The sequence below is a fragment of the Schaedlerella arabinosiphila genome (genome assembly GCF_003885045.1).
Taxonomy (GTDB): domain Bacteria; phylum Bacillota; class Clostridia; order Lachnospirales; family Lachnospiraceae; genus Schaedlerella; species Schaedlerella arabinosiphila.
In genome coordinates, this window is record NZ_RHJS01000002.1 from 3,867,809 (window position 1) to 3,891,245 (window position 23,437).

General features: G+C 46.9%; 21 protein-coding genes. 6 read left to right on the forward strand and 15 right to left on the reverse strand.

The window, feature by feature from the left end:
• Positions 1-9: 9 nt before the first annotated feature.
• Genes EBB54_RS18485 through EBB54_RS18495 form a run of 3 tightly spaced genes read right to left on the reverse strand, consistent with a single transcriptional unit; the run spans position 10 to position 2,630 of the window.
• Positions 10-1,317 carry an ATP-binding protein gene (locus EBB54_RS18485; RefSeq protein ID WP_125128493.1) on the reverse strand — a complete coding sequence of 436 codons (1,308 nt, stop codon included), beginning with the start codon at positions 1,315-1,317 and terminating at the stop codon, positions 10-12.
• Positions 1,314-2,042, reverse strand: a complete 729-nt coding sequence (locus tag EBB54_RS18490; protein WP_125128494.1) for a LytR/AlgR family response regulator transcription factor — start codon at positions 2,040-2,042, stop codon at positions 1,314-1,316. Before EBB54_RS18490 ends, EBB54_RS18485 begins: the two co-directional genes overlap by 4 nt.
• A gap of 3 nt (positions 2,043-2,045) precedes the next feature.
• Positions 2,046-2,630: a hypothetical protein gene (locus EBB54_RS18495; RefSeq protein WP_125128495.1), complete on the reverse strand. Its 585-nt coding sequence runs from the start codon at positions 2,628-2,630 to the stop codon at positions 2,046-2,048.
• A 280-nt stretch (positions 2,631-2,910) separates the two neighbouring features.
• Between EBB54_RS18495 and EBB54_RS18500 the strand changes: the two genes are divergently transcribed.
• Positions 2,911-4,395 carry a transposase gene (locus EBB54_RS18500; protein ID WP_125126673.1) on the forward strand — a complete coding sequence of 495 codons (1,485 nt, stop codon included), beginning with the start codon at positions 2,911-2,913 and terminating at the stop codon, positions 4,393-4,395.
• 257 nt (positions 4,396-4,652) lie between these two features.
• On the opposite strand, the gene EBB54_RS18505 is transcribed toward EBB54_RS18500, so the two are convergent.
• From EBB54_RS18505 to EBB54_RS18530, 6 genes are all read right to left on the reverse strand, one after another.
• Positions 4,653-5,222: a hypothetical protein gene (locus tag EBB54_RS18505; protein WP_125128496.1), complete on the reverse strand. Its 570-nt coding sequence runs from the start codon at positions 5,220-5,222 to the stop codon at positions 4,653-4,655.
• 16 nt (positions 5,223-5,238) lie between these two features.
• On the reverse strand, positions 5,239-5,883 hold the full coding sequence (locus tag EBB54_RS18510) for an ABC transporter ATP-binding protein (protein ID WP_125128497.1): 645 nt from the start codon (positions 5,881-5,883) through the stop codon (positions 5,239-5,241).
• A 28-nt stretch (positions 5,884-5,911) separates the two neighbouring features.
• Positions 5,912-6,799, reverse strand: coding sequence for a hypothetical protein (locus EBB54_RS18515; RefSeq protein WP_125128498.1), 888 nt, complete (start codon positions 6,797-6,799; stop codon positions 5,912-5,914).
• Positions 6,799-6,981, reverse strand: a complete 183-nt coding sequence (locus EBB54_RS18520) for a hypothetical protein (RefSeq protein WP_125128499.1) — start codon at positions 6,979-6,981, stop codon at positions 6,799-6,801. Before EBB54_RS18520 ends, EBB54_RS18515 begins: the two co-directional genes overlap by 1 nt.
• A 172-nt stretch (positions 6,982-7,153) precedes the next feature.
• Positions 7,154-7,969, reverse strand: a complete 816-nt coding sequence (locus EBB54_RS18525; RefSeq protein WP_125128500.1) for a hypothetical protein — start codon at positions 7,967-7,969, stop codon at positions 7,154-7,156.
• A 19-nt stretch (positions 7,970-7,988) separates the two neighbouring features.
• Positions 7,989-8,765, reverse strand: a complete 777-nt coding sequence (locus tag EBB54_RS18530) for a hypothetical protein (RefSeq protein WP_125128501.1) — start codon at positions 8,763-8,765, stop codon at positions 7,989-7,991.
• A gap of 239 nt (positions 8,766-9,004) precedes the next feature.
• On the opposite strand from EBB54_RS18530, the gene EBB54_RS18535 reads away from it, so the two are divergent.
• Entirely contained in the window at positions 9,005-9,487 is a 483-nt protein-coding gene (locus tag EBB54_RS18535) for a nucleotidyltransferase domain-containing protein (RefSeq protein ID WP_162307168.1), read from the forward strand.
• A gap of 154 nt (positions 9,488-9,641) precedes the next feature.
• Here EBB54_RS18535 and EBB54_RS18540 read toward each other — a convergent pair whose 3' ends face one another.
• The 6 genes from EBB54_RS18540 to EBB54_RS18565 all read right to left on the reverse strand — a co-directional run bounded on the left by EBB54_RS18540 (position 9,642) and on the right by EBB54_RS18565 (position 20,276).
• Positions 9,642-12,980 carry a UvrD-helicase domain-containing protein gene (locus EBB54_RS18540; RefSeq protein ID WP_125128503.1) on the reverse strand — a complete coding sequence of 1,113 codons (3,339 nt, stop codon included), beginning with the start codon at positions 12,978-12,980 and terminating at the stop codon, positions 9,642-9,644.
• Between the two features lie 165 nt (positions 12,981-13,145).
• Complete coding sequence (locus tag EBB54_RS18545) at positions 13,146-14,528, reverse strand: MFS transporter (protein ID WP_004075197.1); 1,383 nt, start codon at positions 14,526-14,528, stop codon at positions 13,146-13,148.
• A 116-nt stretch (positions 14,529-14,644) separates the two neighbouring features.
• Complete coding sequence (locus EBB54_RS18550) at positions 14,645-15,697, reverse strand: NAD(P)-dependent alcohol dehydrogenase (RefSeq protein WP_125128504.1); 1,053 nt, start codon at positions 15,695-15,697, stop codon at positions 14,645-14,647.
• Between the two features lie 259 nt (positions 15,698-15,956).
• Complete coding sequence (locus EBB54_RS18555) at positions 15,957-17,084, reverse strand: ROK family transcriptional regulator (RefSeq protein WP_125128505.1); 1,128 nt, start codon at positions 17,082-17,084, stop codon at positions 15,957-15,959.
• Between the two features lie 121 nt (positions 17,085-17,205).
• Entirely contained in the window at positions 17,206-19,824 is a 2,619-nt protein-coding gene (locus tag EBB54_RS18560) for a KGGVGR-motif variant AAA ATPase (RefSeq protein ID WP_125128506.1), read from the reverse strand.
• Between the two features lie 14 nt (positions 19,825-19,838).
• Positions 19,839-20,276 carry a hypothetical protein gene (locus tag EBB54_RS18565; protein ID WP_004075192.1) on the reverse strand — a complete coding sequence of 146 codons (438 nt, stop codon included), beginning with the start codon at positions 20,274-20,276 and terminating at the stop codon, positions 19,839-19,841.
• A gap of 320 nt (positions 20,277-20,596) precedes the next feature.
• Between EBB54_RS18565 and EBB54_RS32265 the strand changes: the two genes are divergently transcribed.
• The 4 genes from EBB54_RS32265 to EBB54_RS18580 all read left to right on the forward strand — a co-directional run bounded on the left by EBB54_RS32265 (position 20,597) and on the right by EBB54_RS18580 (position 23,332).
• Entirely contained in the window at positions 20,597-20,767 is a 171-nt protein-coding gene (locus tag EBB54_RS32265; RefSeq protein WP_243127891.1) for a site-specific integrase, read from the forward strand.
• Positions 20,703-21,281, forward strand: a complete 579-nt coding sequence (locus EBB54_RS18570; RefSeq protein ID WP_243127723.1) for a tyrosine-type recombinase/integrase — start codon at positions 20,703-20,705, stop codon at positions 21,279-21,281. The genes EBB54_RS32265 and EBB54_RS18570 overlap by 65 nt, the downstream gene beginning before the upstream one ends.
• Positions 21,268-22,422, forward strand: coding sequence for an IS91 family transposase (locus EBB54_RS18575; protein ID WP_125128235.1), 1,155 nt, complete (start codon positions 21,268-21,270; stop codon positions 22,420-22,422). The genes EBB54_RS18570 and EBB54_RS18575 overlap by 14 nt, the downstream gene beginning before the upstream one ends.
• Positions 22,423-23,083: 661 nt before the next feature.
• A complete protein-coding gene (locus EBB54_RS18580; RefSeq protein WP_004075190.1) occupies positions 23,084-23,332 on the forward strand; it encodes a TM1266 family iron-only hydrogenase system putative regulator in 249 nt (82 codons plus the stop codon).
• Positions 23,333-23,437: the final 105 nt, after the last annotated feature.

Genomic DNA, 23,437 nt, shown 5'->3' on the forward strand with positions numbered 1-23,437 from the left:
AACCCTCTCCTATATTAAAATATTTACCTGAAACCAGTTTCCCCCGCAGGTGTAGTCTATCTCGCCGCCTGCGGACTCGACAATCTGCTTCACATTTGCCATCCCCCATCCATGGCAAATAGAATCCTTTTTCGTTGTCATCAGCCAATTTCTCTTCATTTTTCTTGGTTGTTCTAAGCATGTATTCCATATCTTCAGCAAAAACATTTCATTCACGCTTTTAATTTCCAGATGGATTTCTCGTTCTTCTGCTTCACATTTCTGAGATGCCTCAATGGCGTTATCCAGCAGATTTCCCCATATGATCATATAGTCTTCTCCTGATACTGATTCGGGCAGCGAATCTACTTTAATGTCCTCTGAAAACTGAATCCCGTTTTTTTCCATTTGCCGACATTTATAATCCAGAATCAAGTCTATCTCCGGAATTCCTGTTCTTACATGCCGCTGACACAGCTTCACCTCTTCCAGATGCTCATGGATACATTCCATAGCCTTCCCCCAGCGCTTTTCCTCCAGACAGTTCTGCAGATAGATCCATGTATGTTTCAGGTCATGCAGCCTTTTTGCATCCTGACGGCAGTATTGCGTGATAATCTCGTTTTCTCTGGCAAGCATTTCCTTATGGATACACAGATTTTTTTGTTCCATCCTGCTGTACATATACATTGTGTAGATCATATATAGTAATAAAATCATGCTGACAGCAAAAACAAACAGTACGCCTACTGCCATGTCCATTGTGTCATATTCAACTACCCCAAGTTCTATCATCCAATCAATTCCAAGTAATATTATCATTTCTGTCAGCAGAGACAGAAACCTTCTCCTCCTGCTTTTTAGCAGCTCTTTTAGCAGAAATTCCACCTGTTCCTGACATTTAAAATAGAAAATGCAGATGATACCCAGTTGAAAGAGACAAAGTATACATTCGGATAACACCCTTCCCCCGTTCACATTCAAATAAAAGATTCCTTTGTCCAAATAGATTCCTCTCGCAATAATAAAAGGGATCTTAAGCAGTGAGTACCCGATATCATAAAGCCAGTTCCAGATCCAGACATCCAAAAATCTGCACCGATAAAATATTTTTATAATAGCCGCATTTATAATCCCATTTAAAAAAATCTGCAGCCAGGGAATAAAACCGCTGCGGGAATCCCACGCCTGAGAAATTGCCAGGCCAATCAGTACACACCACCCGGCTCCTTCTGTCCACCTCTGATTCCACCGCTTCTCCGGAAACATCCGGAAAAAGAGAAGGAACCCAAATATGATTTTGCAAAAGCCAATTACACCGTATAGAATCTGAGTCATCCTCTGTTGCTCCAATAATCTGAAATCTGTCTTCTCACATTGGCATACTGCGGCTGGCTGATGTCAAGGTAAATCCCGTTCCGAAGCTTCACCTTGCGGTTTTCCAAAGCCATGATATGCATAATATTGACGATACAGCTCCGGTCAATATACAGAAAATCTTGCTTCGTAAGCCTGTCGTATGCCTCCGCCAACGTCATCCTGACTTTTTCTTTTCTCTCTTCTTTGTCAACATACACGACATTCACATATTTCTTTTCCTTTTGCACATAGTAGATGGAATCCTCCGGGATCTTCATCATCTTATCATTGTTGTGTATGGAAAAAAATTTTTTCTCCCGCGTCTTCAGCTTCTCCACCAAAAGCGTATACGCCTCGGGCAGCTTTTCTTTCAGCATGCACTTGGGAATGTAGCGGAACGCATTAACCTCGTATGCCTGTACCGCATAGTCCACATAGTTCGTGACGTAGATGATGGTCGCCTCCGGATGCCCCAGCCTTACCTTCCTGCCGATTTTAAGTCCATCCGTCCCGTTCATCTCCATATCCAGCAGGACGATATCATACTCCCGTCTTTCTTCCATATCAAACAGGAACTTTTCCGTATTGGTATATCCGAAAAATTCATACTCGTCGTCCTCTCTCTGTTCGAAGAACTCCTGTGTAATCTCTCTCAGTGTCTCGATCCAACACGTCTCATCATCCAATGCCGCAATCCTGACCATATATCACTCCTCCCTTTCAAAAATATAGTACCGCATCCTTGTGATATCATGGAAATAGCTGTCCCTCTCTTCTACAATCAGCTCGTACAGATCCATATTGCCCTGCCTTTCGCAGCCTCTCCTGTATGAGTACAGATATCTGCCGATCTGACGGTGCAAGACCCTTTCTATGATCTCATCCACCACCTCGGAGATCTTCGCCGGGTTCTCTTTAGACGGCATCCACTTCCGAAACAGCCCGCGGATCTGACTCTTGTTCAGCTTCACCCGCTTGATCCCGTACCGGGACAGCAGCTGCTCTAAGTCAATGCCCTCAGATGCCAGGATGGGGTCAAACTGCTCCTTGTTCCTGAGGTATTCTCCTCCCAGGATGAGAAATGCCTTGATCTCCTGGACAGCCACGTCCATATATCTCTTATCATTGGTGACCTCATAGAAATTGTTTAAATGTTCTAGTGATTTCCGAATCCCTTCATCCAACGCGATATTCTTCCTTCTTAACGCATTGAAGGAATGGAGCATGATCCACAGGTCCTTATCTTCCCCCATGGACTGACGGATGTTATTCTGTAAACATTCATATTCCATTATGTCCCTGCCACCTCCTATAGTATAGCGAGTACTCTCGGAAACTCACAGCCCTTGAAATCACTGCGTTTCCAGAGTTCCCTTATTTTTCTTCACCTCCACTTTTCAGTGGGGGCTTACATTTTTTATATTTTTATCAAAAAATTCCCAAATTCCTATTGACAAATCTGCCAGTTTGTGCGGCCGCGTTATTCATTGCCAAAAAATGCAATGAATAACGCGGCCCTTTGGTTAAGAAGAACTATCCACTTTTCAACCATACCAAAGGAGGACACATATTATGTTAATTCACTGGCAGTCCCATCAGGAATATCTGGCTTTCCTGCATGAGACAAAAGTACATCTTGACTCTTCCCAACGCATAAGGCTTCATTCTGAATTTGCCGCTGTCCGGGAAAAACTGCGGATTCTTAATCTGGATCCGGTTATGGAGGATCTCTCCCAGTTCTATTCCCACACCGGACGGCCCGCTATCAACCAGGTGCAGATCATTCGCTCCCTTATCCTCATGGTGATGCTTCGCTTTACCAGCCTTACCGCCTGGGTTGAAAAACTCAAAGCCGACAGCCTCCTTGCTGTCCTGGCTGGCTTTGCCCCCGCATCCCTCGCCCCGCTGGGTTCTTACTTCGACCTGATGGACAGGCTCTGGTCTCAGCCAACAGCTTTGCAGAAGACGGGACGCAAAGATCTCTTTCCCGCACACAACAATAAAAAGCCTTCCAGGAAACCCGGCAAAGGGAAAAAGCTTCCTAATAAGCATTCTGGGATTACCGATACCCTGGCCACTTATGCCCTGAACCATGATTCGTTCCCTTTTCATTATGAAGAACGGCTCCAACAGTTTTTCCGGCTTGCAGCCCTCATCCCTTCCTTACGGGACGGGCTTTTCCCCGCTGACGGCGTTACCCTTTCCGGCGATGGCACCTGTGTCCATTCCCATTCCTCCCCTTACGGGCATAAAGTCTGCAAATGTAGGGAGAATGGAATCCAGCACTGCTCCTGCAGGCGCCATTTCTCTGATCCCGATGCTGACTGGGGCTGGGACAGCGATGAAGAGGTCTTTTATTTCGGCCACACCCTTTACATGCTCTGTTCCCATAATCCGGACATTGGCATTGACCTGCCCCTGCATATCCGTTTCCTGAATGCCAGGCGGCACGACAGTGTAAGCGCCATTGTTTCCCTCCGTGAATTTAAAACGGTCAATCCGGATATCCCCATCCGGGATCTCTGCCTGGATTCCGCACATGACAACTATCCCACCTATGGCCTCTGCCAGGAATGGGACATCCGGCCTTTCATTGACCTGAACACAAACCGCGGCAGGCCGACTTCCATTCCGGACTCCCTCTCGATTGACCAGGATGGCACGCCCCTATGCATGGCTGGCTACCGCATGGTCAACTGGGGATACATCAAACAAAAACATTCCCGGAAATGGCGCTGCCCTTTTGCCTGTGGCAAGGTGGATTCCTGTCCATGTAAAGAAAAATGTTCTCCTTCTGCTTATGGCCGATGCGTCTACACGAAGCCGGAATGGGATATCCGCCTTTATCCCCCCGTCGCGCGGGGCACGGATGAATACCAAAAGATTTACAACAACCGGACTTCCTGCGAAAGGGTAAACAACCGGGTTCTGAATGACTACCATCTCCATGATATGGGAATCCATACCAGAAAACGGTATTCTTTTTTCACCATGGTCATCTGCATCAACATCCATCTGGATGCCCGGCTGAAGAAACGGCAGAAACTGGCTACATAAATCTGCTTTCCATTTCTATCTGTATTTTTCAAAAACCTGCCATAAGGGAGGTCTTAAAGTCATGCCCTCTATTGATAAACTCCGCCACAATATCAGGCACGCTGTTTCTCTGTCTGCTTTTTCTCCAAATCTGATACACAGAATCCGCTATTTTTTTCTCTGTACAGTAACTTTCCGAGACCACTCATAGCATATCTTTTCCGAAATGTGTGTATTTCGGATTTAATTCACTTTTTATGACCTTTAATTATTACTGATTACGGCAATAATAATTTCTTTTTCACAGGATAAGAGGAAAAGGTCAGCCAAAATTCCCGTTCCGTAATCTCAGCCCACTCCTTCCCGGAAACCTGGTTTTTCAGAATCTCGTAGGGGTAGCAGACCTGTTTTTTCTCTCCCGGCTGCAGCTCCTGCATATTGCTGCTGTATCGTCCCTCCGACGCGTCCGCAATGTTTTTATTGATTCCATTGGATATCCCGATTCCCTCCGCATACAGATCCGACATGGCTACCTGCCTGCTCTCGGCCGCGGTATTTTCCAGAGTAAGGGTTACTTCCAGAAGCTTTGTTTCATAAATCGTTTCAAAACCGGTTTCCTGATACAGCTTTTCCTGCTCATCCCCGGTCAGAAACCGGAAAGAATCAAGGGAAATCATGACTCCGTCCCGATATTCCAGCCATTCCCCGATCTGCGCGGCCTCCACAACGGCGGGAGGAATCTCCCGGTTGATCTTCTGGTATCCCGCTGCCGTCAGGATAATGACCAGCACAGTCCCCGCAGCAATCAATATGCTTTTCTTTCTTCTTTTTCCTGCTCTTTTTTTCATTTTATTCTCCATAAGATCACCTGCATACAATATGTTCTGTTATCTGTCCCTGATCCATCTTGAATATCTCATCTGAGATCTCTTCCAGCACTTCTGATGTATGGCATGAAATGATCACCAGTGCCCCCCGCTCCTTTTCCTCCTTTACGATCTGCCACAGCCTCTGTTCGCTCTTCTCATCCAGCGCGTTGGCAGGCTCATCCAGAATCACGATATCCGGCTGCTCCATGATGACCGCGGCGATCCCCAGCTTCTGCTTCATTCCAAGAGAATATTTCTTATATTTTTTGTGCATCACATCTTCCAGACCGACTCGTTTCAGTGTTTGTTTAATCTCCCTGCCTCCGATCTTCTTTTTGATCGAGGCAAGCATCGACAGATTCTGGAAACCGCTGTAGGCATCTAAAAAACCAGGTTTTTCGATGAATACGCCGATGCTTTCCGGAAAGGATAGCTCTTTTCCCAGCTCTTCCCCGTCGATCATGATCCTGCCCGAGGTAGGCAGAACCAGCCCGCAGATCACCCGCATAAGCATGGATTTTCCGCAGCCGTTCTTCCCCTGCAGGCCATAGATCTTCCCTTTTTCCATAGACAGGCTGATCTCGCAAAGCACATCGTCCACACCGATTTTTTTGTTGATTTCTTCCACTTCAAGATACATTTTTTCTCCTCCATTTCTTCTGAATGATTTAGAATATATCCACTTTTGCCCCTTTTTTCCGGAATATTACCCAGGCGGACATAAGCCCCAGAAGCACATACGCTGCCGGCACCAAGGCGTTTTGTATCCCATAGCCGGACTGGGTAAAGTAAACACTGGAGTAATCAATTCCGTTCAGCATAGTGCAGATTACATGAATCATAAGCTGCAGAAAGAACGGGCAGACCGCCACAACGATCTTGTAATCCGAGAGGAAGCTGCAGGCCAGCGCGGTACAGGCCCAGACCCCTCCCATCACAAAATCAAGGCACAGGAAGATTACGATATAAACAGCCGGATGCGAAAAATAAATCTGATAAAACAGGCTCGCGGCACAGATTCCATTATGCGCAAACACGGACTGCGGCGTCAGGTTAGGCAATAGTACCAGTGCACACAGCAGATTCAGGACCAGCGGAAGGACAACTGCCAGACCGCCGGACAAAAATGCCGCCAGATATTTTGCCGCCAGATAATCCTTTCTGGATACGCGTGTGTACAGCCCTTTCAGGAAGCCGCTCGCCTGGTCTGAAAAATAGGATGCCCCAAAGGGCAGGACTGCAAGGATCGGAATAATCAGAAAATATAAGAATCCTTCCAGATATTCCGTGCTTCCCCCGATCCAGGAATCCGCCACCGCAAACGGGTATAAGATGGGGAACACTTCCATGTCATTTGTCATGTTCCAGTCATGATGCGGCAGTTGGTAATGGATGACCTGCGCGGCTGCAATGATCCCGCCTAATGCTAATGACAGAGTCATCCCTCTGCTCCGTAACGACCGCCCGACCTCTTCTTTTAAGATTTCTTTCATATGCTTCTCCTTCAACTTCAACTCTGCTTCTCTCAAAAGCATTACTTCGGTTCTCTGTTCCATCACTCTTTGTCTGACAGTCCTTCATAAATCTTCCTGTATGCTTCCTGAATATGCGCTTCCACACATTCCGAAATATCCATATCCTGATAGCACTCCACCAGCTTTTCTATTTTTTCTTCTTGATACATCATCTTTTCATCCTTCCTTTCCTTAAAATTAATTGTGCGGTTCATTTCTTCCATTTTGTTCCTCCTTCCTGCATAGAATGAACCCGCCTATGCGAAAGCGGATTCAGAGCCGATACTGCTTCCGCGAAATATACTACACGATTTTTTGCCCCAATGAATAAAAATGGTTTTTTCTCTTTTTTTCTGACCTTTAATTTTTTCCAGCTTTGTGGTTGGATTTTTTATTTCACATCAAGTCCTTCTTTTCTATCATTTTCCTCATGAGCAATGACATGATCACTATAATTGCCGCGCAGATTCCGATTTCCGCAATTGGATTTATCCCTTGCTCCATCACCCCGGACTGCCGCATCAGCATCAGGGCATTAAAAATCAGCAGCGGATTCTTATGAAACACAGAACTGACCAGGAGCACAACGGAAATAAGTATCCCGACCAGAGCATTTCCTTTTATAGAAGCTGTATACTGTATGTATGCCGCGGCCGTCATGACGAGAAGCGGCATGAAAAAAACAAACAGAAGGAAGTCCCCCGTCTGATATCCTGCCAGATCCATCCCGGCACATCCCAGCTGCACATCCTGATGAAATATTCCCGGCAATGCGCCTGTGTAGCCCCCGTACAGCAGGAAGGTCAGGCCGGTTACCAGCAGATATCCCGCCGTCTCCATCCAGAGCATCAGGTTCTGGTATCTCCACCATTTGGCTCTGGACACACACCGCAGTGTGATCTGCATTTCATAATTTCGTGCGGTCTGGCTCACCGAATGTCCGATCACTGCAAAAAAATAGATATAATAAAGCGACCAGATTGTCGGAATGTTAAATGGCTCCTGACTTCCACCCGTGGTATACGGGATCGTCCCCTTGCAGAAGTCCGCAATATAATCCCCTGCAGATACTTCGAACCGGATTCCAAAATAGCTTTCATATCCCTGCAGTATGTTTCGGAATGTTTGGCATTGGATCAGGATCAAAATGACTACAGGGATATATTTTTTCCAATTTCGTTTCCAGAAAAGCCTGATATATAAATTTACCATCTGCTGCCGCCCCCCCTTCTCAGAAATAAAAAATATCCTTTTTTTTGATACACGCAATGCCGATTCCATATGCTGCAAGCAGCACCCCCATTCCTTCCAGCACATGCTCTATGAATGTCACCGGCTCCAGCCAGGTGCTGTGCTGAACGGAAAAAAGGAAATGGAATACCGGTATCCCCCCGACCTTCTCCAGCCCTACCGCCAATACAAGCAGAACCCACAGCAGAATCAACGTCTTCGGATACCACATGAAAATATCGGTCAGCACAAAGAGGATCATCATCTTGATCACATACATGCAGAAAACTCCTGCCGCAGCGGTGATGAACCATGCGTCGCTCAATTCTCCCGTATAGGCGTAATAAATGCTGCCCTTGCTGTTCCAATTGATCAATGTCCCCTTCGCTGTCCAGGCGAACAAAAATTCCGTTCCCAGCAGGACACCCGCAGTCACAACCGCATACCACATACTCTCCATGATCTGACGTACCAGCATCTTTCTGCGGCTTCCATATCTCAGGACAAGCTGGATGCTGAGGCTGTTCTGCTTGCATTTCATCACCACAAATGCCGCTGCCGGAAAGATCATGATTCCGGCCCGGTACCCATCCTGCTGCGCAATAAGCAAGTCTGCCGCGCTTGCTTCCATCCCGTAAAATTCAAGGATATCGCAGGCATTCCAGACACCCCAATACGTACAGACCGCAGACCAGAACAAATACGCCAGAACAAGCTTATATTCTTTTTCGATTCCATCCTTCACACTGCACATCGTTTGCCTTAAATCAGAATACATTTACTCTCGCTCCTTTTTCTGATATTTCTGACTTCCCTATGAGAAAGAAATCAGACCTGGTATTTTTTGAATATAATACACGATTTTTTGCGCGTATGAAGAAAAACGGCTTTTTTTCCAAATTTCTGACCTCTAAAATTTTTCCACCTGTACGGCTGCAACCCTTCAGGTGGAAATTTTCTGTTGTATCTGTTCCCCTGCCGTGCTATACTATCAGCACATCAAAGCGAGGTGATAGTATGGCTCTGGAATCCTGGGAGAAAAGACGAGAACTCTTAGTACGTTTTCAATCGGAACTGATTCAGGCATTTCCTGATGAAAGTGATTACAATGTATATGTATTCGGCAGCTTTATACGCCGGGATTATAAACCCGGGGTCAGTGATATTGATCTGATCATATATTGCAACGATTTTTTGAAACGCTGTGGTATTTATGATTTTTGCAGTCAATTTTTTAAGCAGGAGCAGCTGCCCTGTGATATTCTGGAATATTCATACATGCCGGAAGGTTATATCTTTGCAACAGGTATTTTAAACGCCTTCCCAATGACAGATTACTATCCAAAAGCATTGCGGGATGAATTATATATCATCACGAGAAATTATCAGCGGTATCTTGAACGCCAGGAGATCAAGAAAAAATATCTGAGATGGGACTATTTGATCAATAAGGCAAGATTAGAAAAAGAAAGGGAACAGATGCATGGTAGACATTCCTAATGAGATTCAGGATCTGGGTTTTCATGTTCAGAAAAAGCTGGATCAATCATATTTGCCAAGCATTTCCTATGACTCATATAAAAGTATAAAAGAGACTGCCGGAAGCAGGTATTTCCACGGATTTTCCGTGCAGATCCCCTCTCCCGGCGGTCTCTTATTTCATAAAGTCAAACAAACTCATCTGTCTGCCATTTCCCATATTTTTATGTGAACGTGCTTTTTCCCTGCTGGCCGCTTCCGCAGGAATTTCTTTTAAAAAGGAAGATTCTTCTTTTGATGTGGTAAGGATCAATTCCTCTTTTGCCCGGGTGAGTCCAACATAAAACAAACGGCGTTCTTCCTCTTCATCCGAACTATATTTCTCACTTTCAAAGGGAATCATCCCCTTTCGCGCCCCATAGATCATGACCACCGGAAACTCCAACCCCTTTGAGCCATGCAGCGTCATGAGCGTCACCGCGCCCGACGTATACCGCTTCTCCCCGCAGCGTTTCAGGTCGCTCTCTACTCCCAGATCCAACGCCTCTGTAAAATCCGGCATAGTCTGGTAAAATACCGCCGTCCGGTATAGCTTTCCTATGCCCTTATTCTTTTCCAGATTCAGGTCTTTCATCCATTCTTCCAAGATCTTCTGGGGTTTCTTTTTTTTCATAAAAGGACGGTACTTGTCCGCCATATTTTGATAAATGCTCTCCGTCATATCTCCGGCATCCAGATCCCACAAAAGCTTCAGCGCCGTCTGTCCTGCCAAAAGGTTGTCCGGCTGCACCAGGCTCTTGAAGAAACTGACAGTCCCCCGCACGGCAGGTTCCATAAGAAAATCATCCCGGCCGGCCACCACATAGGGGATACCCTCTTTTTTCAGGCAGCTTTCCAAAAGGTCTGCCTGCCGGCGTGTCCGGTACAGCACCGCGATCTCTTCAAATCCCTGCGCACGCCCTTCCCTCTCCGGAAAGATTTCCTGCGCCTCCAGCATCCCGATTCCCCCTGCCAGGCGGTTGATCTCCTTTGCTGTAAAGATCGCCTCAGACATCTCACTGTCTGCTTCCACGATCCGCACTGGAACCCCTTCCGGCCTGTTTGCCCTGAGCTGCCTTTTTCCTCCCGGATTATGGGAAATCACTTCGGAGGCCGCTGTCAGAATCTGAGGAGCGGAACGATAATTTTCTTCCAGGGTGATCCGGCAGGTCTGAGGAAATTCTTCCGAAAGTCTTTGGAAGCACCCGGCGTCTGCTCCGCGGAAGCCATAGATTGCCTGATCCTGGTCTCCGATCACAAACAGTTCCTTTCCGCCTTCGTTCCAGGCTTTCATCAGCTCGTACTGGAGAGGGCTGATGTCCTGAAATTCATCCACCATGAGATAAGAAAATTGTCCCGCATCCATATTTTTTCTGTTTTCTTCCGCTCTCTCCCGGGCAATCCGCAAGGCTTCCAGAAGGAGATCATCAAAGTCCAGAGCATTCCAGTCTTTCAGAGTGCTTTGATATACCTGGAATGCGTTTCTCAGCTTTGCATCATGTTCTGATTCCCCGTCCATCACATCAAAATCAAGTGTACGCGAACCCGCCTTATAGTTGGAAATCCATGTCAAGAGCCGGGAAACTGTCGTCTCCAGGCCATACGCCTTTATGATCCTGCCTGCCAGATCCCGCGTCTCACTATCCCCTGCAAGGGTAAATTCTACACCACTATCTTTCAGAATCTTCCATGCAATAGAATGGAAGGTGCCGATCTGCAGTTTTTTCGCGGCGGTGCCCTTTCCCAACTGCCTGCGGACACGCTCCCGCATCTCTCCTGCCGCCTGGTTGGTAAATGTCACCGCGGTGATACAGGAAGGCTTTACCCGCCTGTTCTCCAGAAGATGAAGGATATGGGCCGCCAAAGTGCCGGTCTTTCCGGTACCCGGGCCGGCGGTGACCGCGGTAACCCGGTCGATGGATTCGATTGCTCTGTGCTGGTTTTCATTCCATGTATATTTTTGAGCGTCCGCTGTTCCCAAAATTTCCTCGGGAAATCCGGCCGTCTTTTCATTCTCCGCCAATTTCGAAGCGCCTGTCCTCAATTGCTCAGAGGACTGCCGGAAATCCGGGATTTTCCCGCTTTTTATTCCTTCATCCGGGTCATACGATTGCCCTTCCGATTCCTGTCTGCTGTTTCCGCCTCGCTCACCAGCTCTCCCCGGACTCTGCACGGACTTCATTTCATTCGAAGCCATCTCAGACATATCAAACAGACTCATCTGCCCCTCCAGATGATCCAGTTCTCCCTGGGTAAACAGCCGTATAATCCCGTATTCCCCATCGAATCCGGGCAGTCTTGTAACCTGTCCCTTTCTCAGTCTTCCGATTCCCTCCGAAATCAGGATTCCCGAAACGCTTCGAATCTCTTCCAGCGGAATCTCCCGCAGTATGGAAAATTCCGGCCCCAGCTTTTGGAGCAGGTTTCGGTATTCCCTCTCAACCCGGGCGCTTGCAGACGAGAGGCCCACAGAGGCGCCGATGATCTCAGGCAGCGGAACCAGACTTTCAAACCCTGCAGCCTGCTCTTTCTTGTATCCTTCCGGCCTGTCTGCAAGCTGTTCCACCCGGTGGGACACCCCAATCGTCAGCTTCCGGCCGCAGACCGGGCAGATTCCATGATACTTTTCCGTTTCCACAGGCGCCAGGCAGAGACCGCATTTCCGGTGGCCGTCATAGTGGTACTTGCCTTCCTCCGGAAAGAACTCGATGGTGCCTTTCAGACCGTTTCCGGTTTGAATCGCCTCTTTTAACTCTTCATAGGATAAACCGATATCCAGCAGATTCGCCTCTCTTCCCAGCTTTGCCGGAGAATGGGCGTCTGAGTTGGATATAAGCTGATAACCGTCCAATGCGGACACCCGCCAGTTCATGGGCGGGTCGGAGGACAGCCCGGTCTCCATGGCATGGATATGGCCGGAAAGATCACCGTAGCATTCCTCCACCGAGTCAAAACCCGAAAACGCTCCGAACAATGAAAAATGCGGCGTCCAGATATGGGCGGGCACATACACTGACTCCGGGCACATTTCCAGAAGGATCTCCAGCAGATCATGACAGTCCAGTCCAAGGATGGGCCTTCCGTCCGAATGGATATTGCCGATGGCTTCCAGCTTGCGGGAGATCATCTCTGCCTCTTCCAGTCCGGGCAGAAGGATCAGGCTGTGCACCTTCCGCACCCGGTCGTATTTCTTATAGATTGAACTAATTTCTCCGGTAATGACAAAATGCGGCTGCATCGTATCTGCAGCCGTATTGTCTTCTATCCGGTACTCTTTTTTTAATACATACAGGCCATTCCCGACAGGTTCCAGCTTTTCTGCAAGCTCCTCGCGCCATGCCGGATGTGTGAAGTCTCCGCTCCCTACGATCCCGATCCCCTTGCGCCTTGCCCACAGATCCAGATATTCCGGCGTACAGTCCTTGCTGGTGGCCCGGGAATAGCGGGAATGGATATGCAAATCTGCTATGTACATGGAAAAAACCTTCTTTCGTAAAAGTAAGAGCCAAGCCCTTTTCAATATCTGTATATTTTTCAGCTTCCATTCATATTTTCATACACTTCTTCTAAATAGATGTCTTTAGTGTATCATATCACACAGCAGATGTGAACCCACTAAATCTCGTTTTAAGATCGGCTATTACGCCTGTGCGGATATTCCTTTTTCCTTCCTCTCCTGAATTTCCTTCACGATCTCATTATATGCCTTCCGGTTCAGCCGGTAAAAATACAGTACCGCAGCGGTCACGATCCAGAGGATTCCCGGAACCGTGGTAAAGGAATGCTTGATCACGGCAAGGACGGCCGGATTCTGCTGCTGGTTCGCCGCATATCCGAATGCCCCCAGGACGCCTGCAAGTACGGAGGTTCCGATGGCCATTCCGATTTTATTTCCGAGAGATATAAACGCATACTGAAATCCGTCGTTCCGAAGCCCGGTTTTCCATTCCCCATACTCCACACAGTCCGGTACAATGGCATAGATCGCCGTATTGAATCCGGAGAAGAAAAACTGCGCCAGACAGGAAAACAGGTAAAACGGAACCGGTGAACTGCCCACCGTAAAAAAGTACATGCAAAACATACTGATTCCCGTCAGCAGCGCGAAGATCGACGCGGAGCGGCCTTTATTATTGGTCAGCCGGAATACAAGCGGGAAGCAGGCTGCTCCGATGATGGCCGGAACAATGATAAAAAGTGAGTATGTACTGAACAGTGCCTGATTGCCTTCCACATAGGTGAAATAGTACAATGCATCCGCATTTCTTCCATAAAGCGTAACTCCGAACAGGAACTGTCCTGCAACCGCGATCATATAAGGCTTATTCTTTGCAACAGCAGACAGCTGGGTCTTCAAAGAGGTCTTTTCCTTTTCCGGTACTTCCACCACCTCTTTCGTCTTTGCAAAGCAGAAGATATGGCATGCGGCAAAGATACATCCATACAGGATTGCGATCAGAAGGTATCCTCTCTTGTCATCTCCATTACCCAGAGCGGCGATCAATGGAACCGTGACAATATTGATAATGCCGATGGCGATCATAGCGCTGACGGAACGGAAGGTATTGATCTTCGCGCGCTCTTCAATATTCTGTGTCATGGCACCGCACAGGGTTCCATAGGGAATATTGACGCAGGTATAGCCCAATACGAGAATACAGTATGTGACTGCCATATACACGATTTTTACATTGGACGGCCAGTCCGGATGCGCCCAGAAGGTCAGCATCAATACAACGGCGGTCAACGGAGCCGCGATCAGCAGCCAGGGCCGGTATCTTCCCCAGCGGGTATGGGTCTTATCGCTCAGCCCGCCGATCACAGGATCATTGATTGCATCCCAGAATCTGGAGAACAGCATCAGCCCTGCCACAGCTCCCATTCCGATTCCAAATACATCCGTATAGAAAATCATCAAAAAGTTTCCTACAAACATCCAGCTAAAATTACATCCCACATCGCCCATGCCGTATGCAATTTTGCTGAGCAATGGTACCTTTACATCCGTTTCCCTCTGTTCCATCATGATCCTCCCTGATCTGTTTAATCTCTATTGTTTTTGGAAATTTTCTCGTGCGCTGACAGCCCTGCTCCGTCAGCCTGTCAGCGCCGTGTCTGAAAATACCGGATTATCCGCCTTTATTCCTCTCCGATACGGATGACCGCCTTCACAATATCCGCCTTATTGTTCACACTGTAGTCCATTGCCTTCTGCGCTTCATCCAGTCCGAATATATCTGTCACGATCCCTTTCAGGTTCACTTTTCCGGAAGCAACGGCGTCAATGGCCATGGGATAAATGTGGCGGTAGCGGAATACGGTCTTGAAGGTCAGCTCCTTGTCCAGAGCCAGACTCATCGGCAGGGTCATCTCGCCGCTCTTGCTGTAGCCTACCAGAACGATGGTGGAGCCCTTTTTGGTCATATGAATGGTCTGTACTGTGGTGATCTGTGTACCCGCGGTCTCCACTGCCAGATCGCATCCCTTTCCTTCTGTCAGCTTCATGACCTCTTCCACCGCATCGGTTTTGCTTCCGTTGATCACGCCGTCCGCTCCCAGCTCCATTGCCTTTTCCAGACGTTTTTCCATAATATCCACTACATAAACCTTGGATACGCCCATGGCTTTCAGCGCCATCATGGTTACCAGACCGATACAGCCCGCTCCCATGACAACCGCCGTCTGTCCTGCCCTTGCGCCGCCCTGCATTGCCGCATGGAAACCGACTGCCAGAGGTTCGATCAAAGCGCCTTCCAGTGTGCTCACATTGTCCGGAAGCTTAAAGCACAGGTCTGCTTCGTGGGCTACATATTCCTGGAATACACCGTCCACCGGAGGGGTTGCAAAAAATACCACATCCGGGCAGAGGTTATAGCGGCCTGTCTTGCAGAACTCGCAGTGTCCGCAGGTCTTGCCGGGCTCCAATGCCACCCTGTCCCCTACTTTCAGATGCTTCACGTCCTTTCCGACCTCTACCACGGTACCGCCCGGCTCGTGTCCAAGTACAAAGGGCGGCTCTACCACATAGTCCCCGATGGCGCCGGTCTCATAATAGTGGAGGTCGCTGCCGCAGATCCCCACATATTCCAGCTTCACAAGCACCTCATTGTCCTTCGCTTTCGGAATCTCTCGTTCCTCAAATCCCATCTGACCGATCCCCAGCATTACCGCAGTTTTCATTGTTCCTTCCATGATGATTTCCTCCTTTTTATTTCTTTATTGTGTACTTTATTAAATAGTTTTATTATGTTTCTAATTTTATATCCGAACACTGAATTTGTCAATAGATTATAAACAGTAATTCCATTTTCGGAAATATACACAAAATCAACATCCTGTTTTTGTCTAAGATGCACATACAACCGCACAGACAGAATCCTTCTGCTGTCCAGGCACAAAAAAAAGAGACCTCATCTCTGAAATCTCTTTCCAAACTATGTCTCCCGCCCCCTTATATCTGTCTCACAAAATCCTCCGTGACCCGTAATGCCGCCCCCAGAGCCGCAGCTCCCACCTGGTAGCTGCAGGCTTTTACAAACGGCCTGCTTTCCGCAAATGTATTTCTCTCCGATACTTTCTCCCATATATCCTGAATACGGGCTTCTGCATAACTCCCCACATAGCCGCCAAGGATAATATCACAATCCAGAACCATATGGATATTGTTGACCGCGATTGCCAGATAAGACGTATATCGGTCCCAAAGCTGCACGGCTTTTTTTTCTTTGCGCTCCAATGCTGCAAAAAATTTTTCCAGTTTTCCATCCGACGCAGCGGATAAGCGTGACGCGGAGCAGTAAGCGTCCAGACATCCTTTTTTCCCGCAATAGCAGGATTCCCCGTCCGCAACCACCGTCATATGCCCCACCTCCCCGCAGCGGAAATGATTCCCCTGTATAAGTTCCTTTCGATAGAAAATGGCCCCTCCTACCGTATTACTCAAGGACAGATAAAAGAACCTCTCCGGACCGTCCGGATGGATTCCCTCCGCATAAGCTCCGGCATTTGCATCATTCAAAAAGATACATGGGTGGGAAAAAAAGCGGCTTACCGCATCAAAAGGCACGGATTCCAAACCCAGTATATGCGAATACGTGATCATTTCCCGGTTCAGGTCGATAATCCCCGGGAAGGAAATTCCAATCCCCAATATCCGTTCCCCGTCCGCACCGCTTTCCTGTAAAAAGCGTTCCAGCTTTTCGCTGACCTCCCGGTAATACCCGTCTTCCGAAGCGTATGGATGATAGATCCGCTCGTATCTTAACATTTCCCCGGCAAGGTTGGTCAGCACCAGGCTGATATGGTTCTTTGTGATATCCAGCCCTACCGCCTGTTTGATGTTCACAGCCGCAGACAAAGCCTTGGCACGCCGCCCCCCGGTGGACTGCAGTTCTCCCTTTTCTTCCACCAGCCCCTTCTCAATCAGCTCCTTCGTAATCTGCGTCACCGTCGGCAGGCTCATGTTCATCTCATGGGCAATGTCCGGGTTGGAAACTGTTTTGTTCCTGCATATGTAGCGGAACACCCGATTCCGGTTCTGTTTTTTGACTTCCATATTCGTTACTTTTTTCTTGTCCATATTGACTCCTATATCCAAGTGACATCCCTTCAGGGCCATTCGGCCATTTCATAAGGTATACCCAAGGGCACCCCATTACGGCCATTCGGCCGTTTCACAAGGTATACTCATTCATGTTGCTTCAGCCTCTCAAAAGAGAAAGTACCTTTGGCCGCGCCCCTTTCTCATACCGGAAACCCAAAGCCGTTCTGATGATTTCCGGCAGATAATATTTTTTATCTGATGAAACCAAAAAACCTTGGTTTTCCAATTTTGCAATTTCTTCCCCAGTCAGGTTAAGCTTATCCAATAATAACGGCAGTCTTTTATCTTCTTCCGGCATATTCATAAGTCTTTCCAAAATCTGATATATGGATCTCATCTCCATTTTTATCTCTGTCAGCTTTTCTTTTGAACATTCCGGAATGGCTTTTCTTATCTCTGCCGGCAGGATAAACCTGTCCAAATATTCTGATGCTGGTCCCGGAAGATTTACGGTAGAGAATTTTAAAAATCTGACAATATCCCTGGCCTGTAAATGTCCGTTAAAGTCTGACAAAGCAGCAATGATCCAGCGAGAAGACTCCGTCTCTCTTGAACTATTTTTCCCCAGTTTTTTGCCCCAAAGCAGTTCCAGGCGTTCTTCCAATGCTTCTCTGCTGGCTTTCAAAATATCTATATTTTCAGCAAATCTTGGGTTTACCTGAGCGGCAATCCATACAGCCAGCCGCAGTGCTTCCGTCGGCGACCAGTTTAGTTCATATCTGAAATATTGATTTTTGAACTGTTCGAAATTCACTCCAATTGCTTCTGCCGCCATATCGCTTCTTATGAAAACGATCATCCCCACATTTCCATATTTGAGATTCCTCATTTCGTTAATGACATTTTGGCAAAGCGATTTCACCGCATACTTCCAGCCTTCCTTTTTTTGAACCTGCGCGTCCATAAAGAGGTCTTCCAGACCGTCTGCCACAAACAGCAATCTTTTTTTTCTCTCCTCCAGATACTCGTCTGCCTGCATCAGAACAGAAAAAATATCCGTCATGCCGCAGATCAGATCCGTCCACTTCTGTGTCCACTCAGCCAGTGAATGTTCTTCGTCCAAATATGACAGAATTTCCTTATGATTTTTATTTACCGAATGTTCATCAAAAAATGCTTCTCCGAATACGTGATTTGCATTCTGTATACATTCAACAGCAAGAGGATGGATATATTTTGTATTGATGGTAGAAATCAATGGCAATATAAGCGTTTCCCTGCTTTCTTCCACATCCTCTTTTTTCAGCTTTCTCTGGAATCCGGCCCATGTTTTTGCCTCAAGCATATGCTTGAATAAATACGTCTTTCCGGAACCTTTCTCTCCCAGAACTGCAATTTGCGGAACCTCATCCTGATAATCTTTTATGATCTCCCTTATAGATGCTGTTGCCAGCATGTTCAGGCTTTTTGTACCTTCTGCAGTGACTTCCGCTGCAGCCAGGCTATTCAGGCTTTGCAGTGTCTCCCTCACTTCCTGCAATGGTAAAATCGCTCCATCTGTTTCCTGTCCGTTTTCGAAAATACTTTCCGCATTTTCTTCCATGATTTCTAAAAGTCTTTTCCCTTTCAGCACAGAACAAATCTGAGAGAAATCACCCAGCGATATAAATGGAGAATCAAAGCGGATTCTGAGAAGATAGTCTTCCCTCAACATAGTCGAATCTTTTGAGTCTATTTCTCTCTCCACGGCTTCTAACAGCTCATCCTCAATCTGTCTGATTGTGTTTTCTTCCATTTCAGGCGGAATCATAGTCAGCAAAATTTTGGACTCCCACAGATTCCCCGATGTTTTTTGCTGAATTTCTTTCAGCAGCATCTGTGTACCTTTTATCGACTGCATGGAGGTTGAAGTCACAAAATATTTCTGCACCCGCGGGTCGAACAGAAACGGCGCGGAAAATTCTGTCACTCCCGCTCTCAGGTCTACCAGCACGATGTCCGCTTCCAATGCGGCGCCTATCATGGATAAAAATTCCGAAATAATATACTTATTATTTTGATTTGCTATGATTTTTTCCGGGCTCGAAAAAATATCCAGCAGTTGTTCCTTTTCTCTGTAAACAGGTAGAAAATAATGCTCCGTTTCCAATTTTTCCGTTTCGATCGTCAGACTCGATTTTCTTATAAGTCCGGCAATTTTCTCTGCCAGTTCGGCATTGATATCGTGAAAATGCATGAGGGACAATACATCCAGATAACTGACTGCCGCATTTTCCTGACTTCCATTGATCATCCAGGTCAAGCCCGGAGCTTCCAGATCAGAATCTATGATCAAAACCTTCTTTTGATCCCCATACCGTTTTGCAATCCCTTTGGCAAGCGCAGTCAGGGATAAGGTTCTGCCAACGCCCCCTTTATAAGAATGAAATGCTATAACAGGCACCCCCGGCAGCTTTGGAATCTTAGATTCTGCCTTATTTTCCAAACTGATGTCTTTAAATAAGGGAGCATCTGCCCTGCGGAACCGGTCGGCCTCATCGCCATCTTCATATATGATATACAGCTTCGTCTGATCAAACTCAATTTGTATACTCTCACCGTCAAAAAGTTTTTCAAATATACTTCGAAATAATTGTTTGTCCTCCTCCGGATCATGTATTTCCGGACAAATATTTATTACAATTTCGTCATGATAAACATCCACTCTGTTCCAACTCTTCGGCCACTTTGTTTTTTCTATCTTTCTTTCTATATCATGCCAGGTAAATATCTGCATCTGCATTCCTCCTACTACAGCCTTGTCTTAATCCACTCTGCTATTTTGGCCAATACCTTTTCTGTTCTTTCTTCCTCCTCTATATCAGCAACTGCCGCGCCGTATCTCCATAGTTCATTAAATCTCATCGGCGGCACACTTCCCCCGCCTTTTTCCAGAGATATATTTTTCAAAACAAATTCATTCCGCGGATTCACTTCCTTCAACATAGCCTTGATATCATGGCCTGTTATGTTATATTTACCGTTTGTCTCGCAATATGTTTCCAGTTCCTCATATGTATCATTGCCAGTCTCTTTCATAATTAAACTTTTTAATCCGCACTCTACCGAGTAGAATAAAACAAGCCTGCGTGACTTGTCGCTTACATTTGTATTCTGATATAATCTATAGTGCCTGCGGTAACTGTCCTGAAATTCTCGTCTTGTAACATTTAATCTTTTGTTTGCCATATAAAGTCACTCCGTTTACTCGCCGTATACTTCATTGTACCAAGTCGCTAGCGCGACGGCTAGCCCCAATTACATAAAGCCGCCACATTTTCCCAAAAAAAGTAGCAGTTTCCATATTTTTGTAGTATTGTTAAGATACCCCTACCAAAACAATCACATTATACGGGAACTGCTATGCTTAGTTTATCATGGATCTTTATTCTTAACAACTACATTTTTTGCTTTTCTCGTCCACCTCCTTTGGATGAACTGTCACTTTTTACATTTTATCTTACAAAGGAGGTTCCATTATGGACAATTATCTGAATTCTTACCGGGAAATGATTTCCCTACGCGGCCTTACACACCACACAGTGACATCCTACTCCACTTATATTTCTGCTTATCTGGATTATCTTTCCGTCTTCCTATGCAAAGACCCTCAAGATGTCTCCTGGCAGGAACTCCGCGATTTTATCCGCTGGCTACAGAAAGCCCGTTCCCGATCTTAAGGTCAAGGCCTTTGTCACCCTTCTGTATTCGGCTGGATTACGTTCCTGCGAAGTCCGGAATTTAAAATGCCCTGATATTGAGCATTCCAACAAGCGTATCTTTATACGGCAGGCCAAAAACCGTTCCTCCAGATATGCCATCCTTTCGGATACCGCATGGGATACCATCCTGGAATACTGGTATTCCTTCCCGGCAGGGGCTCGCCCAAGGGACTGGCTGTTCACACAGCAGCGGGATAAAACCAGGCCCCTCAACCATGAGCATATCCCACATCATATCGCTCTGCATGAAAAACGGCTGGGATGGGAACACCGGATCTCCTGCCATACCTTCCGGCACGCTTTCGGTACCCACCTCTATGAGAATGGCACGGATCTGCTTACCATCAAAGCCCTGCTTGGACATAAATCTATTACTTCTACCACGATCTACGTCCATCTGGCTTCTAATGGTACAACCTGTGCCGTAAGCCCCCTGGACAGACTGGCAGGTGAATATCGTGGCCGAGTATAAGATACAGAAGATCTTTCAGCAAAACTGGGAATCCTTTTGTGCTTCCTCGGCTCCCTTCCCTGTTCAGGAGAAGGCAGCACATGCCATCATGAACTGCAAGACCGGCAGCCTGGGATTCTCCGTCTCCCGGTGCCAGGATTGCGGACACATAGAAATCCACAATAATTCCTGCCGGAATCGGAACTGTCCCAACTGTCAGGCGGTACAAAACGAGATCTGGGTGGATCAGCGCCGGGAGGAGGTCATTGATTCCCCATATTTTCATGTGGTATTTACACTTCCTCATGAGTTGAACCCCCTGCTCTACTGTAACCAGACACTTTTATACAGCCTTTTTCACAAATGCTGCTCCCAAACACTTTTAGATCTGTCACAGAATCCGAAATACCTCGGGGCAGTCCCCGGCATCATCCAGGTCCTGCATACATGGAACCAGGAGCTTTCCTACCATGTACATATGCACTGTATTGTTTCCGGCGGCGGACTCACAAAAAACCGTCAGGTCAAAACTTCAAAGGGCACATTTTTTATCCCGGTACGTGTCCTCAGAGAGAAGTTCAAAGGGAAATACCTCTCTCTTCTGGAGGAATACTACCGCTGCGGAAAGCTTGTGTTTTCCGCTTCCTGTGAAAAGCTGCGGAATCCTTACGAATGGAAAGAATTCAAAGACCTCCTTTACGGAAAAGACTGGTGCCCTTTTATAAAAGAAACCTTTCGCGGTTTCGGCAACGCCCTTGAGTATCTTGGCCGTTACACACATAAAATCGCGATCTCAAACAGCCGGATCCTTTCTGTTACGGATTCCGAAACTACATTTTCCGCCAGGGCAAAGAACCCCGGAGGACACAGGCGGCAGATATCTCTGAAAAATGAGGAATTCATCCGGCGTTTCCTGATGCATGTGCTTCCTCATGGATTTCAAAGGATCCGATACTATGGATTTCTCAACAACCGGATGAAATCCAAAAACCTGAAACTGATCTTCAAGCTGCAAGGATATCAGAGATTTAAACGCCGGTATCAGGATCTGTCCATAGCGGAACTGCTCAAGGCAGTCTGGAATTTCGATATACGGGTCTGTCCGGAATGCGGCTGTATGAACATGAAGCACCTGGGAAGGGTTTATGCGAAACCGCGGTAAAGTGCCTTCCCATCCATACTGTTTTTTTAAGATCTTCCAAGGGAAGGTCTGCGAAGCATGCCCAAATTTATTTTGAGCCCTCAGCATCCTGTTGGATTTCATAGGTTTTCGGATTGTTTTTTCATTTTCAGGCTCTCCGGGAGGATACAATCCCCATACCTTTTTCGGCTAAACGTCCGCGACTTGCTACAATTGCGAAGAATCAGATTCCGAGCAGTTCTGTGTTTTTCCAGAGCTGCTCTTTTAATCTGCTCTGAATCTGATACTTCACTTAATAATTATAACAGAAATCTCAACGGATTTGGAACATTCTGTTTGCTTTTTACACTTTTTTCTTTTTATCTGCATACATCTTGTAATCCCATTTTCCTCATGCTATAATAAGTTCACTCGTTCTGATTACTAAGAGCAGCGAAGATAGCTGTGTCTGCGTAAAAAGGCGTACTAGATAAGCTGATAATTCCTATGAATCATATATATTCGCCGTTCTTGACAGCAGCAGACCATTGGTTGGACTGCTGCCCTATAGCGGTATATTATTTTATCAGATTAATCTGCGCCCGGAACCAGGGCGCTTTTTTTATTCTATAGAAAGTTTCTCCGAATGATTGTTCGGGTCTGCCCTGCCAGACAGCAGCATTACTAAAAAAGGAGGTCATTTATGGACACCAGGATCGCCTTAATCGGCATTGTACTCGACAGCACCAGATCCGTGGACGAGCTGAACCGCCTGCTGAGCGAATACGGCAGCTACATCATCGGACGTATGGGAATCCCCTACCGGGAAAAGAACCTGTCCATTATCAGTATCGCCATGGATGCCCCGGCGGACGCCATCAGCGCGCTGTCCGGAAAACTGGGCATGCTTCCGGGCGTCAGCACCAAAACAATCTATGCAAAAACCAAATGATCCACACCGCTCTTTTGCAGCCGCCAAAGTTCATACAGGCATACCCAAGGGCACCCCATTATGGCCATTCGGCCGTTTCACAAGGTATACCCAAGGGCACCCCGT

What these genes read in the sequence shown, in the direction of transcription:
- EBB54_RS18485 (WP_125128493.1), bottom strand. Translation starts at nt 1,317, where the DNA reads ATGACTCAGATTCTATACGGTGTAATTGGCTTTTGCAAAATCATATTT.
- EBB54_RS18490 (WP_125128494.1), bottom strand. Translation starts at nt 2,042, where the DNA reads ATGGTCAGGATTGCGGCATTGGATGATGAGACGTGTTGGATCGAGACA.
- EBB54_RS18495 (WP_125128495.1), bottom strand. Translation starts at nt 2,630, where the DNA reads ATGGAATATGAATGTTTACAGAATAACATCCGTCAGTCCATGGGGGAA.
- EBB54_RS18500 (WP_125126673.1), top strand. Translation starts at nt 2,911, where the DNA reads ATGTTAATTCACTGGCAGTCCCATCAGGAATATCTGGCTTTCCTGCAT.
- EBB54_RS18505 (WP_125128496.1), bottom strand. Translation starts at nt 5,222, where the DNA reads ATGAAAAAAAGAGCAGGAAAAAGAAGAAAGAAAAGCATATTGATTGCT.
- EBB54_RS18510 (WP_125128497.1), bottom strand. Translation starts at nt 5,883, where the DNA reads ATGTATCTTGAAGTGGAAGAAATCAACAAAAAAATCGGTGTGGACGAT.
- EBB54_RS18515 (WP_125128498.1), bottom strand. Translation starts at nt 6,799, where the DNA reads ATGGAACAGAGAACCGAAGTAATGCTTTTGAGAGAAGCAGAGTTGAAG.
- EBB54_RS18520 (WP_125128499.1), bottom strand. Translation starts at nt 6,981, where the DNA reads ATGGAAGAAATGAACCGCACAATTAATTTTAAGGAAAGGAAGGATGAA.
- EBB54_RS18525 (WP_125128500.1), bottom strand. Translation starts at nt 7,969, where the DNA reads ATGGTAAATTTATATATCAGGCTTTTCTGGAAACGAAATTGGAAAAAA.
- EBB54_RS18530 (WP_125128501.1), bottom strand. Translation starts at nt 8,765, where the DNA reads ATGTATTCTGATTTAAGGCAAACGATGTGCAGTGTGAAGGATGGAATC.
- EBB54_RS18535 (WP_162307168.1), top strand. Translation starts at nt 9,005, where the DNA reads ATGGCTCTGGAATCCTGGGAGAAAAGACGAGAACTCTTAGTACGTTTT.
- EBB54_RS18540 (WP_125128503.1), bottom strand. Translation starts at nt 12,980, where the DNA reads ATGTACATAGCAGATTTGCATATCCATTCCCGCTATTCCCGGGCCACC.
- EBB54_RS18545 (WP_004075197.1), bottom strand. Translation starts at nt 14,528, where the DNA reads ATGGAACAGAGGGAAACGGATGTAAAGGTACCATTGCTCAGCAAAATT.
- EBB54_RS18550 (WP_125128504.1), bottom strand. Translation starts at nt 15,697, where the DNA reads ATGGAAGGAACAATGAAAACTGCGGTAATGCTGGGGATCGGTCAGATG.
- EBB54_RS18555 (WP_125128505.1), bottom strand. Translation starts at nt 17,084, where the DNA reads ATGGACAAGAAAAAAGTAACGAATATGGAAGTCAAAAAACAGAACCGG.
- EBB54_RS18560 (WP_125128506.1), bottom strand. Translation starts at nt 19,824, where the DNA reads ATGCAGATATTTACCTGGCATGATATAGAAAGAAAGATAGAAAAAACA.
- EBB54_RS18565 (WP_004075192.1), bottom strand. Translation starts at nt 20,276, where the DNA reads ATGGCAAACAAAAGATTAAATGTTACAAGACGAGAATTTCAGGACAGT.
- EBB54_RS32265 (WP_243127891.1), top strand. Translation starts at nt 20,597, where the DNA reads ATGATTTCCCTACGCGGCCTTACACACCACACAGTGACATCCTACTCC.
- EBB54_RS18570 (WP_243127723.1), top strand. Translation starts at nt 20,703, where the DNA reads ATGTCTCCTGGCAGGAACTCCGCGATTTTATCCGCTGGCTACAGAAAG.
- EBB54_RS18580 (WP_004075190.1), top strand. Translation starts at nt 23,084, where the DNA reads ATGGACACCAGGATCGCCTTAATCGGCATTGTACTCGACAGCACCAGA.